This is a genomic window from Abyssisolibacter sp. ZYX002 (assembly GCF_056892235.1).
The window spans coordinates 1-12,006 of record NZ_JARMXH010000003.1 but is presented as its reverse complement, the minus strand read 5'-3'; the positions used below and the strand labels follow the sequence as shown (position 1 = coordinate 12,006).

The window sequence follows — 12,006 nt, the reverse complement described above, 5'->3', positions numbered from 1 at the left end:
AATATGCAAAACTGCATATTTTATCACTTCTGCATATGCAGTTTTGCATACAATGCAATTTCGGCATATCTTTTTTAATAGCTCGTCCTCATGAAATACATATCTTTACTACTTGAATCAATTGGCACACATCTTGCTAATATATTTACATTGTAATAAATTTTTTATAAGGTAGGTTAACTAATGTTTAAAAAGTTTACAAATTTTTGCGTAACAATAGTAAAAAAATTACTACCAGACCCTTTCATATTTGCAGTTATACTAACATTCATAGTTTTAATAATGGGTGTCGTTGTCACTAACCAAAGCATTTTTGATATGATAGGTCATTGGTACAACAAGTTTTGGAGCTTACTAGGTTTTTCTATGCAAATGGTTCTAATTCTAGTAACTGGCTTTGCAATGGCTAGTGCCCCATTATTTAAAAAAATGCTAGAACGAATAGCATGCATTCCTAAAAAGCCTACATCAGCAATACTATTGATTTCTTTTGTTGGAATTATAGCTTGCTGGATCAACTGGGGCTTTGGTTTAGTAATCGGAGCGCTACTCGCAAAGGAAATTGCTAAGAAAGTGAAGAATGTAGATTATAGACTATTAATTGCTTCGGCTTATTCTGGTTTCTTAGTATGGCATGCTGGTCTCTCAGGATCTATACCGCTTAAATTATCTTCTAGTGGCGCAGATCTTGTTAAACAGACAAATGGTGCTGTAACTGAAGCAATAAGTACTTCTGCTACATTGTTTTCACCAATGAATCTCGCTATATTAGGTATATTATTACTTACTATGCCTTTTATAAACAGAGCAATGCATCCTAAAAAATCAGAAACAATCTCTATTAATCCAGACTTATTAAAAAATGATACTGAAGATAAAGAAGTTATTTTTGCTAAAACACCTGCTGATAAGTTAGAAAACTCTACTATTATAACTATACTATTGAGTTTAATGGGATTTATACTTATTGTTACTTATTTTAAGAAAAATGGTTTTACTCTAGGTCTAAATATTGTTAATTTTATATTCTTATTTGTAGGTATATTCCTTCATCGAACTCCTAAAAATTATTTAGACGCTGTCAAAGATGCTATCAAAGGTACTTCTGGTATAGTATTACAGTTCCCATTCTATGCAGGAATAATGGGAATGATGACAGGAAAAAGCATAGAAGGCATTTCATTAGCTGGTTCTATATCTAATGCATTTGTCAGTATTTCAAATGAAACAACTTTCCCACTATTTTCATTCCTGAGTGCAGGAATTGTGAACTTCTTCGTACCTTCTGGTGGAGGTCAATGGGCTGTGCAAGCACCTATAATGATGCCTGCTGGTGCCGAGATAGGTGTACCTGCTGCTAAGACTGCTATGGCTATAGCTTGGGGAGATGCTTGGACAAATATGATTCAGCCTTTCTGGGCATTACCTGCTTTAGGTATTGCTGGTCTAGGTGCAAAAGATATCATGGGATTTTGTGTTATTAATCTACTATATAGTGGTATAATTATAAGTGCTATGATGCTTATATTTTAGCATATATTAATATATAAATATCAAAGGGAGGATTTTAAATGAGAGATGTAGTAATTGCATCAGCTGTTAGAACTCCAATAGGAAGTTTTAATGGTGCATTGTCAAAAGTTTCAGCGGTTAACCTAGGCGTAACTGCTACAAAGGAGGCTCTATCTAGAGCAGGTGTAAAACCAGAAATGATTGATGAAGTTATTATCGGAAATGTTCTAAGTGCAGGACTTGGACAAAACGTAGCTAGACAGGTTAGTATCAACGCAGGTATTCCAAAAGAGGTGCCCGCTATGACTATAAACAAAGTATGTGGCTCTGGTTTAAGAGCTGTAAGCATGGCGGCTCAGTTCATAATGCTAAATGACGCTGACATTATACTATGTGGCGGAACTGAAAACATGAGTCAGTCACCATATGTACTCCCTAAAGCAAGATGGGGAATGAGAATGGGAAATTCTACAGTTATTGATACTATGGTAAATGATGGTCTTACTGATGTTTTCAATAACTACCACATGGGAATAACTGCTGAGAATATTGCTGAGCAATGGAATTTGACAAGAGAAGCTCAAGATGGATTTGCAGTTAACAGCCAAAATAAAGCTGAAAAAGCACAAAAGGCTGATAGATTTAAAGAAGAAATTGTTCCAGTAAGCGTTCCTCAACGTAAAGGCGACCCTGTAGTTGTTGATACTGATGAATACCCTAAGCATGGTGCTTCTTTAGAGAAGGTTGCAAGATTAAGACCTGCATTCAAAAAAGATGGAACTGTAACAGCTGCTAATGCTTCTGGTATAAATGACGGTGCTGCTATGTTAGTAGTAATGTCTAAAGAAAAAGCTGACGAATTAGGTATTACTCCACTAGCAGTTATAAAAGGCTATGCTTCTGCTGGAGTTGACCCAACTATAATGGGATATGGACCTGTTCCAGCAACCAAAAAAGCTCTAGCTAAAGCTAACTGGACTATAGAAGATTTAGATTTAGTTGAAGCTAATGAAGCTTTTGCTTCTCAATCTCTAGCTGTTGTTAAAGATTTAGGTTTAAACCCTGATATTGTAAACGTAAACGGTGGTGCTATAGCTTTAGGTCATCCAATAGGTTGCTCTGGCGCTAGAATATTAGTAACACTATTACACGAAATGATTAAACGCGATTCTAACAAAGGATTAGCCACTTTATGTATTGGTGGAGGAATGGGAACATCAATCCTTGTTGAAAGATAATAGGAGGTGCAGTCTATGAATAAGATTATTTCATACGATGAAGCTGTAAGCAGAATAAAAGATGGCATGACAATCATGATAGGCGGTTTCTTGGGAGTAGGTAATCCTCATGGTTTAATAGATGCATTGATAAAAAAAGGTGTTAAGGATTTGACTATTATAGCTAACGATACTGCTTTCACTGAAATAGGTATAGGTAAGCTAATAGTAAATAAAATGGCTAAAAAAGTCATTGCCTCACATATAGGTACTAATAAAGAAACTGGTAGACAAATGTCAGAAGGAGAAACTGAAGTTGTATTAGTTCCTCAAGGAACGCTCGCTGAGCAAGTTAGAGCTGGCGGAGCAGGTCTAGGTGGTTTCTTAACTCCTACAGGAGTAGGTACTATTGTTGAAGAAGGAAAACAAAAAATTACTATTGATGGTAAAGACTATATACTAGAACTTCCATTAAAAGCTGATGTAGCTCTAGTAGGAGGATCTATGGTAGATAAAAAAGGTAATGTATTCTATAACAAAACAACTAGAAACTTTAACCCACTAATAGCTATGGCTGCTGAGACTGTAATAGTTGAAGCTGAAAAAATAGTAGAAGTAGGAGAAATCGATCCTCACTTAGTTATGACTCCTGGAGAAGTTGTTGACTATATTGTAGAGGGGGTTAGTCATGAATAGTAAAGAATTTATAGCTAGAAGAATTGCAAAAGAACTACATGACGGAGATATCGTAAATTTAGGTATTGGACTACCTACTATGGTAGCTAATTACGTTGCTAGTGATATTGATGTAACTTTCCAATCTGAGAATGGATTCTTAGGTTTAGGCCCTGCCCCAGAAGAAGGAAAGGAAGACAAAGACTTAACAAATGCAGGTGCTCAGCCAGTGACAATGTTAACTGGTGGTTGCTATTTTGACAGTGCAACTTCTTTCTCTATCATTAGAGGAGGACATGTTGACATAACTGTTCTTGGAGCTTTACAGGTTGACCAACAAGGCAACCTAGCAAACTGGATGATTCCAAACAAACTTATACCTGGTATGGGTGGCGCTATGGACCTTGTTACAGGTGCTAAAAAAGTAATAGTTGCTACAGAACATTGCACTAAAAAAGGTGGTTCTAAGATACTTAAAGAATGTATCTACCCATTAACAGGAGCAAAGGTAGTAGATGCTATAGTAACAGAACTGGCATATATTGAGGTTACTAATGAGGGACTAGTACTTAGAGAACTAGCTCCAGAAGTAACTGTAGAGGAAGTTGTAAGTAAAACAGAAGCAGACCTTATCGTCCCAGAAGATGTAAAGGTTATGGTTGTAGAGTAGATAAATAATTTGCTAAATAAAAATAACCTATCATTGAATGTTAATTTCAATATAGGTTATTTTTTGATTATATTTATAGTTGTATGGTTCTTGTATTGCTCGTTTCTTAGTTATAGAAATCATATCTCACTGTTTTGTCAATTTCTATGAATTTCCCTAAATTTATCTAACATTTATCAAATAAAAAAACACAATTTATACTGAACTAGTTTTGATTTTGTACTCCTATAAAATCTTTAACTTTGTCAAAAACACCATCTTGCCCAACAAACAAAATTATATCTTCTTCTAAAAAAGTAAAATGAGGTCCTGGAGAAATGATTAACTGTTTATCTCTTTTTATACCTAAAATAGTAGCACCTGTATTTTGCCAAAATGCACTACTACTAATCGTTTCGTGAACTATTTTACTTGATTTAGGTATTGTTAATTCCATAGTGTATATTAATCCTATGTTTTTAAATTGTGAAGAATACTCTATTATGGAATTGATATTGTCTAAAATCTGATTCTCCAAATCTTTTTTGTCATTTAATAATTTTTCTGTATCATGTTTTAATCTTAAAACATCATTTTTGACATTAAAATAATTAACAAAGGAATGTGCTTGCTCAACACTAAGAATATTAATACCACTTTTCTCGGAAACTTCAACAACATTCATGTCTCTAAGTAAAGCTATTGCCCTTCTGATAGTTTCAGGCGAAACATTGTATTTACTAGCGAGAGTTGAACGTCCACTTACTTTTGTTCCAATCTTTAAATCACCATTTATTATACTGTAAGCTATATCTAGCGCTATTTTTATGTACCTTGGCATAGAAACTTTTTTTTTCATAGTAATCTCCTTTATTGATATAACTAATTTTAACAAATATCTATCCTAGAAATCAAGAAAAAGTTCACTTCACATCTGTCAACTTATGTGTTATAATAAGATTATTGCAAACCTTACTTCAAAATGAAGTTGTCAGTTTGCTATTTTATTATATATTAAAATAATGTACAAAAGGAGGATAAATGATACAATTAAAAAACATATGTAAATCATACAATGGAAAGAAAAAGATAGTCGATGATCTTAACTTGTATGTAAATAAAGGTGAGTTTGTTGTTTTAGTTGGTGAAAGTGGTTGTGGTAAAACAACAACTATGAAGATGATCAACAGATTAATTGAGCCAACCAGTGGACAAATCTTAATCAATGGAAAAGATATTAAATCTATTAACAAAAATAGTCTTAGAAAAAATATAGGTTTTGTAATTCAAAATATAGGACTATTCCCACATTATACAATAGAAAAAAATATAGCTACCGTTCTAAACCTCTGTAAAGTAAATCCAAAAACAATCAAAAGTAAAGTCAAAAATTTAATGAACATTATAGAGTTACCCTATGATGTATACGCCAAAAGATATCCTAGAGAATTAAGTGGTGGACAACAACAACGTATTGGTGTTGCAAGAGCTTTGGCTAATGAACCCGATATTATTTTAATGGACGAGCCCTTTAGCGCTTTAGACCCTATAACCAGAGAACAACTTCAAGACGAATTGTTAAGACTACAAGATGAGTTAAGCAAAACTATAATATTTGTTACACATGACATAGATGAAGCAATAAAATTAGGTGATAAAATAGCAGTTATGTGCGATGGTAAGATAGTTCAATATGATACCCCCGAAGAAATACTCAAAAATCCTAAAAACGAGTTTGTAGAAAACTTCGTTGGTAAAGACAGGTTATGGAAAACACCCGATATGTTACGAGCTCAAGATATTATGAATAAAGAGGTTGTAAAAGTGCATGCAAATAGATCTGTAGCTCAAGCTATAGAAATTATGAAGAAAAATGACACAGATGTATTGGCTGTGATAAATAAAAAAGATAACAACGAAAAACTATTAGGTATCGTTGGTTCTAATAGATTTTATGGTATAAATGATCACAGTATTAAAATGAAAGATATAATGAAAAAAAATATTATAAAGATACCATTTGATATGCCATTAACTGACGTCCTTAATATAAGGCAAGATAACAAGTTAAAATATAGTCCCGTAATAGATGTACATGATAATTTACTAGGGATTATTAGCAATACAAGTATACTAAATGTACTAAGTCAAATCGTACCAGAAAGTGAGGAATATTAATGAACACTAGTTTAATAGATATTTACAATTTTATTAGTACAAATGCCAATGAGATTTTGACTAAGACTTTTGAACATGTATCCTTAGCAGGTATAGCAGTGTTACTTGCTTGCGGCATTGGTGTTCCCATTGGTTTTTTAATAGTAAATAACAAAAAACTTGCTAATATAGTAATAAATATAGCTAATGTCATTCAGACTATCCCATCGCTTGCACTGTTCGCATTTTGTATGCCATATTTCGGTATAGGTAAAAATCCTGCAATATTTGCTTTGTTCTTATATGCTCTTTTACCTATAATAAAAAATACTTTAATAGGAATAAGAAATGTCAATCCAGCAACTATTGAAGCCGCAAGAGGTATGGGTATGTCAAAAATGCAAATCATGTTCAAAGTAGAAATCCCATTAGCTATTTCTGTAATAATGGGCGGTATTAGAATCGCTACAGTTACAAGTATAGGTATAGCTACTATTGCCACTTTAATCGGAGCTGGTGGCTTAGGTGATATGATATACCAAGCTATAGGAAATTACAACTATCCTATGTTACTTACAGGTGCAGGTGCTTCTGCATTACTTGCTTTATTTGCTGATTTTATATTAAGCATGTTTGAAAAATTGTTGACATCAAAAGGGATTGTAAGGGAAGAAAATATTTAGGAGGAGTGTAGTATGACGAAAAAAATAATAAGTATATTAATGATATTTGTATTATCTCTATCTCTTATTGCATGTGGAGATAATAAAGATTCTAAAAGTCAGACGATTAAAATAGCCCACAAGAATTATACTGAACAAAGGATAACAGGGCAATTATTAGCAATATATCTTGAGTCAAAAGGATATAAAACTGAGGTTAAAGAATTAGCTGGTACTATGTTATGTTATAATGCCTTAAAAAATGGGAATGTTGATATATATCCCGAATTTACAGGTTCAGCTTATACAGCTGTTTTTAAACAAATAAAAATGCTTGGTCAACAAGAAACTTATGATTATGTAAAAACTAACTGTGAAAAAGAACACGGAATAACATGGTTGACTCCATTAGGTTGGAATAATACTTATGTTCTCTCTGTAAGAAAAGACACTGTTGATAAATACAATCTAAAAACAATTTCGGATTTAGAGAAAGTCTCTAAAGAGTTAATCGTTGGTGGAAACGTAGAATTTTTAGATAGAACCGATGGACTCAAAGGACTTAAAACTGTGTATACTAATCTTGGATTTAAAAAAGAAGTTGCAATGGATCAAGGTTTGACTTACTCAGCTCTCAAAAATGGTCAAATAGATGTTAATTCTTCTTTTAGTACTGATGGAAGAATAGCAAAGTTTGGTTTTATTAATTTAGAAGATGATAAAGAGTTTTTTCCGCCTTACTTTGTTACTCCAATATTAAGATTAGACTATGCAAAAGAAAATCCTGAAATAGTCAAAGCACTTAAAGAGCTAGGTAACAAATGGTCAAATGATGAACTGCAAAAATATAACCTAATGGTTGATGAGGGTGAAAATCCTAAAGCCGTAGCTACTAAAATGCTAAAGGAAAAGAACCTGATTAAATAGTTAATACCCATGTATCTCATATCCTTTGTTTTATCTTTATTTACGGTAGCCTTTAGAAGCCGAATGACATTTGCTGTAAGCAACATTGAGAATAGTAGTAAAAAACATACTTCCATCAGAGTTAAGCAAATGTTATTTGACGCTTCCACACAAAAATAAAGAACTATACTCAAAAGTATAGCTCCAATATTTATTCAATATTTTGTTTGTGTTCAATGTATCATCTTACAATTAATATTTCTAATAAACTTATCCTATTCCTCATCAATTATCAGCCTCATAATCTCCTGTTAGAGGATTAAAACATATTATCACTTTTTTATATCTATCTTTAAAGTACAATACATACTTGAATTTCACAAAATATCTCCCATAAACCCTTTCAAGAGCTGACTGTTCATAAACAATATCTAAATCATACTTATTCTTAAAGTCATTCTTTACAATATCGATAGCTTCATCGTGAGTATATGCTGGTAATATCATGATATAAACAGTTATAATCGCTATAAACATCAGTACATGTATAAAAAGTATTTTCTTCATCAATGTCCTTCTATGGTATATGTCTTTTATTTCTGATAAGCTGAGTAAAAGGCAAATTATCAAGAAGTCAAAAGTGTTTATGACGCCATTATAGATTGTACTATTAATTTGATTTATTGCTATGATTATACCTATGTATGTTAGTGCTATTATTATGTGGTTTATTTTTGGTTTTGTTATGGTTGATTTTTTTGTGTTGTTCATGTATGCAATTCTCAATATTAAACAATTTAAATCTATATGTCATCTTTATCTATATAATCCTTTATAAATAAATTATCAGTTATCTTTAAGAAGTCATCAAAATTTTCTTTAAGCTCCAAAGCATCTGCTTTTTCGCCTAAATAATATAAGTCCATAATCTTAATCATAATTGTTTTAAAATATCTAGCATCAAATATTTTATATTCTTGCGCAATTTTTATATTCTTTTCACAGTATTCGAGTGACTTTTTATATTCTTCGAAATCATAATATCCACTTTTACAGCAGGTCAATCATGGACTAACGGTACAGAAACTGCTTCTAGCACTTCTGTAACAACATCATACGATACAACCGTACCAGCTAAAAGCAAAAAAACTGTTAAATTAATGAGTTTTAAAACTAAATCAGATGTTCCATATACAGCTAAAATATATATGGAGTATGACATCACTTTCCACGGTTTCTTAAGATATAGTGGAAATGCAAGAAACGATCATCTTAAGAAAAGACCATTTGTAGATGTTACATTTGGAAACAAAGATAAATCAGCTCAAGAACAAATACAAGATATCTATGAGCATAGAGATATAAATGGATATTCTGATTGGGATTGGAGCTGGATGGAAAAAGAATTTGGTGCTGACAATGTGAAAATTGTAGTATCTCAAATTTGTAGACCTAGAGGAGCAGAAGTAGATGGTAAATTCACGTGCGTAGATGGAACACACGTAGAAGTAGTATCAGAAGATGCTGTGCCATTGACTGACAAAGAATTAGCTAGTGATAATACTACAACAAACAGCTTTGCTATGAGCAAAAAAGATCTTTCTAGTAGTCTAAAATCCGTTAACCCATCACTTTCAAAAGGTATATCAATAGAGAATATAAAATTTAATGATACACCTGAGAACCGTGTTACTAAAAGTAGTGTAACTACAAGTTCTGGAACAACAACTATGAGATAATAAGTATCCTCCAATTAATTTATTGATATGTGTTGCATTAGCAAATAAGCCTTGCTAGTGCAATACCTTTTTTTGAACTATAAAAATATAATCTCATACTTTTTTCAATTTATAATAAAAGGAAAATTTTGCTTAACATAATAGATTATATTGATTATTTATGCACAAAACCTGCAACAATCTTACATATATACATTACTCTTTATTTGTTTTAAAATTGTCAATGAAAACGTTATTTTTCGGACTAAAATGACATTTACTTCAACCAAGTCATAGGTGTATAATGAAAGTATAAAGAATATTTACATAATCCTCGTAGTATTGATATTATGTAAACAAAAAACATAGTGTAGGAGGTATAATTATGAAATGCAAAAGCAGATTTATTAAAAAAATTCAATATTTATTTGTAGCAATGATTTTGGTTCTAAATTTAATACCTATGGGAAATATTTCTTATGCATCGGATACTTCGATTTCCCACTATACCCCTAAATATTATACATTTAAAGATGAAGAAGATCTCAAAAGACAGATTATAAACTCAGATGATTTTATCAAATACCATGCTTATTTAGCACATTATATGGGCTTTGGATGGTGCGGTGGTACTGGTAGTAAATATGTAGGCGAAGATTTTTCATTTAAAAAAGATGGAAACAAGTATATTTTACAAGCAAATTATAACAAGCATGATCCTCATGCAAGTGGTTACTGGGCTGACAAAAGATTAAGAATGACTGTATCGAATGTTAGATTTTACATTGACACTGATTCAATTAAATTAGGTGATGAAAAAGTAACCAAGTTAGACCCTGTAATGATCCAAAGCTTTAATGCAATTAATAAAGGCGATACTGATGATACTGCTAATGTAAGCTTCACATATACAAAAGATAAAACCGTATCTCATTCTTTCACTTATTCATTTGAAGAAGGCATACAAGTTAATAGTACCGCAGAAGTGGGCATTAAATTTATTTCTGCTTCATGTAATTATGGTTGGTCTTTTACAGCAGGACAATCATGGACTAATGAAACGAAAACTGCCTCAAGTACTTCAGTAACAACATCATACGATACAACCGTACCAGCTAAGAGCAAGAAAACTGTTAAATTAATGAGTTTTAAAACTAAATCAGATGTTCCATATACAGCTAAAATATATATGGAGTATGACATTACTTTCCATGGTTTCTTAAGATATAGTGGAAATGCAAGAAAAGATCATCCTAAGAAAAGACCATTTGTAGATGTTACATTTGGAAACAAAGATAAATCAGCTCAAGAACAAATACAAGATATCTACGAACATAGAGATATAAGTGGATATTCTGATTGGGATTGGAGCTGGATGGAAAAAGAATTTGGTGCTGACAATGTGAAAATTGTAGTATCTCATATTTGTAGACCTAGAGGCGCAGAAGTAGATGGTAAATTCACATGTGTAGATGGAACACACGTAGAAATAGTAGCAGACAATGCAGTAGCATTGACCGATGAAGAGTTAGGAAGTACAAGTGCTACAATGAGCCCAAAAGGTTTATCTAGCGGATTTAAATTAGCCAAGGCATCAGCTTCAAAAGGTATAACTATAGAAAATACTAAATTTAATGATACACAGGAGAACCGTGTTACTAAAAGTAGTGTAACTACAAGTTCTGGAACAACAACTATGAGATAATAGATTTCCCCCAATTTATTTATTGATATGTGTTGTATTAGCAAATAATTTTTGATAATGCAACACTGTTTTATTGTAAACTAATTACACAACTGTATCTTAATAACAGAGTGTCATTTAATCTAAACTACCCTAGATAAGATTTGAATATAAAATGATTTTCCAAGAAGCATATAAATCAGTATAAGAAATATGATATAAATAGATTAATAAGTTTTGTTTACATAAAATTGAAATATTTTATTAATTTAAGCAAATATTACACATCTTACATGAATCTACCCCTACCTCTTTTTGATATTGAAACAAGTTTTATTTACTAATAGTTTTGTATAAGCTTATCTGTGCGTATTTTTCTTAATCCTTCATTTATTACTCAAATTTAGATGAACTACTTCCTTGTATTTTCTTATCTGTATACGAACACCCATGCACAAATGTACAAAAAATCTATTTATCGTTTACAACATTTCAATCATTTTAGCAATTTGTTAATAAAACCGTTGTTTTTAGGCCTGAAACGACATTTACTTCTATAAATCATAGTAGTATAATTAAGTTATAGACTATGTTTACATAATTCTTGATGCGATATATTATGTAAACAAATAAAAAAACAGGAGGTATTAATATGAAAAACAAAAGTAACAAGAGTAAATTTAGTAAAAAAATTATATATTTATTTGTAGCTACATGTTTGATTTTAAATTTAATACCTAAAGGAAACATCTCTTATGCAGCATCACCAATTTCTCATTATACACCAGCATATTTCACTTTTACTGACGAAGAAGATCTCAAAAGA

At 31.7% G+C, this 12,006-nt stretch carries 12 protein-coding genes; 9 read left to right on the top strand and 3 right to left on the bottom strand.

Annotation, left to right across the window (positions count from 1 at the left end):
- Nucleotides 1-183: 183 nt before the first annotated feature.
- From P3X86_RS10070 to P3X86_RS10055, 4 genes are read left to right on the top strand one after another with little or no spacing between them, the layout of a single operon-like run.
- Complete coding sequence (locus P3X86_RS10070) at nucleotides 184-1,533, top strand: short-chain fatty acid transporter (protein ID WP_483292559.1); 1,350 nt, start codon at nucleotides 184-186, stop codon at nucleotides 1,531-1,533.
- A gap of 38 nt (nucleotides 1,534-1,571) precedes the next feature.
- A complete protein-coding gene (locus P3X86_RS10065; protein ID WP_483292558.1) occupies nucleotides 1,572-2,750 on the top strand; it encodes an acetyl-CoA C-acetyltransferase in 1,179 nt (392 codons plus the stop codon).
- 15 nt (nucleotides 2,751-2,765) lie between these two features.
- Nucleotides 2,766-3,425: an acetate CoA-transferase subunit alpha gene (atoD, locus tag P3X86_RS10060; RefSeq protein ID WP_483292557.1), complete on the top strand. Its 660-nt coding sequence runs from the start codon at nucleotides 2,766-2,768 to the stop codon at nucleotides 3,423-3,425.
- Nucleotides 3,418-4,074, top strand: coding sequence for a CoA transferase subunit B (locus tag P3X86_RS10055; RefSeq protein WP_483292556.1), 657 nt, complete (start codon nucleotides 3,418-3,420; stop codon nucleotides 4,072-4,074). The genes atoD and P3X86_RS10055 overlap by 8 nt, the downstream gene beginning before the upstream one ends.
- A 205-nt stretch (nucleotides 4,075-4,279) precedes the next feature.
- Here P3X86_RS10055 and P3X86_RS10050 read toward each other — a convergent pair whose 3' ends face one another.
- The gene (locus P3X86_RS10050) at nucleotides 4,280-4,912 is read right to left on the bottom strand and encodes a GntR family transcriptional regulator (RefSeq protein WP_483292555.1); all 633 of its coding nucleotides are present in this window, start codon (nucleotides 4,910-4,912) and stop codon (nucleotides 4,280-4,282) included.
- 182 nt (nucleotides 4,913-5,094) lie between these two features.
- Between P3X86_RS10050 and P3X86_RS10045 the strand changes: the two genes are divergently transcribed.
- The 3 genes from P3X86_RS10045 to P3X86_RS10035 are packed head-to-tail and all read left to right on the top strand — an operon-like array spanning nucleotide 5,095 to nucleotide 7,799.
- Complete coding sequence (locus P3X86_RS10045) at nucleotides 5,095-6,231, top strand: betaine/proline/choline family ABC transporter ATP-binding protein (protein ID WP_483292554.1); 1,137 nt, start codon at nucleotides 5,095-5,097, stop codon at nucleotides 6,229-6,231.
- On the top strand, nucleotides 6,231-6,893 hold the full coding sequence (locus P3X86_RS10040; RefSeq protein WP_483292553.1) for an ABC transporter permease: 663 nt from the start codon (nucleotides 6,231-6,233) through the stop codon (nucleotides 6,891-6,893). Before P3X86_RS10045 ends, P3X86_RS10040 begins: the two co-directional genes overlap by 1 nt.
- A 12-nt stretch (nucleotides 6,894-6,905) precedes the next feature.
- A complete protein-coding gene (locus P3X86_RS10035; RefSeq protein WP_483292552.1) occupies nucleotides 6,906-7,799 on the top strand; it encodes an ABC transporter substrate-binding protein in 894 nt (297 codons plus the stop codon).
- A 264-nt stretch (nucleotides 7,800-8,063) separates the two neighbouring features.
- On the opposite strand, the gene P3X86_RS10030 is transcribed toward P3X86_RS10035, so the two are convergent.
- Nucleotides 8,064-8,549 carry a hypothetical protein gene (locus tag P3X86_RS10030; RefSeq protein WP_483292551.1) on the bottom strand — a complete coding sequence of 162 codons (486 nt, stop codon included), beginning with the start codon at nucleotides 8,547-8,549 and terminating at the stop codon, nucleotides 8,064-8,066.
- A gap of 32 nt (nucleotides 8,550-8,581) precedes the next feature.
- The gene (locus tag P3X86_RS10025; protein ID WP_483292550.1) at nucleotides 8,582-8,842 is read right to left on the bottom strand and encodes a hypothetical protein; all 261 of its coding nucleotides are present in this window, start codon (nucleotides 8,840-8,842) and stop codon (nucleotides 8,582-8,584) included.
- Here P3X86_RS10025 and P3X86_RS10020 point away from each other — a divergent pair.
- Nucleotides 8,801-9,517, top strand: a complete 717-nt coding sequence (locus P3X86_RS10020; protein ID WP_483293029.1) for an aerolysin family beta-barrel pore-forming toxin — start codon at nucleotides 8,801-8,803, stop codon at nucleotides 9,515-9,517. The two genes, P3X86_RS10025 and P3X86_RS10020, sit on opposite strands and share 42 nt — an antisense overlap.
- A gap of 364 nt (nucleotides 9,518-9,881) precedes the next feature.
- The gene (locus tag P3X86_RS10015) at nucleotides 9,882-11,201 is read left to right on the top strand and encodes an aerolysin family beta-barrel pore-forming toxin (RefSeq protein WP_483292549.1); all 1,320 of its coding nucleotides are present in this window, start codon (nucleotides 9,882-9,884) and stop codon (nucleotides 11,199-11,201) included.
- Nucleotides 11,202-12,006: the final 805 nt, after the last annotated feature.

Bases quoted from the DNA above. Each gene is read 5' to 3' on its own strand.
- P3X86_RS10070 (WP_483292559.1), top strand. From the start codon at position 184: ATGTTTAAAAAGTTTACAAATTTTTGCGTAACAATAGTAAAAAAATTA.
- P3X86_RS10065 (WP_483292558.1), top strand. From the start codon at position 1,572: ATGAGAGATGTAGTAATTGCATCAGCTGTTAGAACTCCAATAGGAAGT.
- atoD (WP_483292557.1), top strand. From the start codon at position 2,766: ATGAATAAGATTATTTCATACGATGAAGCTGTAAGCAGAATAAAAGAT.
- P3X86_RS10055 (WP_483292556.1), top strand. From the start codon at position 3,418: ATGAATAGTAAAGAATTTATAGCTAGAAGAATTGCAAAAGAACTACAT.
- P3X86_RS10050 (WP_483292555.1), bottom strand. From the start codon at position 4,912: ATGAAAAAAAAAGTTTCTATGCCAAGGTACATAAAAATAGCGCTAGAT.
- P3X86_RS10045 (WP_483292554.1), top strand. From the start codon at position 5,095: ATGATACAATTAAAAAACATATGTAAATCATACAATGGAAAGAAAAAG.
- P3X86_RS10040 (WP_483292553.1), top strand. From the start codon at position 6,231: ATGAACACTAGTTTAATAGATATTTACAATTTTATTAGTACAAATGCC.
- P3X86_RS10035 (WP_483292552.1), top strand. From the start codon at position 6,906: ATGACGAAAAAAATAATAAGTATATTAATGATATTTGTATTATCTCTA.
- P3X86_RS10030 (WP_483292551.1), bottom strand. From the start codon at position 8,549: ATGAACAACACAAAAAAATCAACCATAACAAAACCAAAAATAAACCAC.
- P3X86_RS10015 (WP_483292549.1), top strand. From the start codon at position 9,882: ATGAAATGCAAAAGCAGATTTATTAAAAAAATTCAATATTTATTTGTA.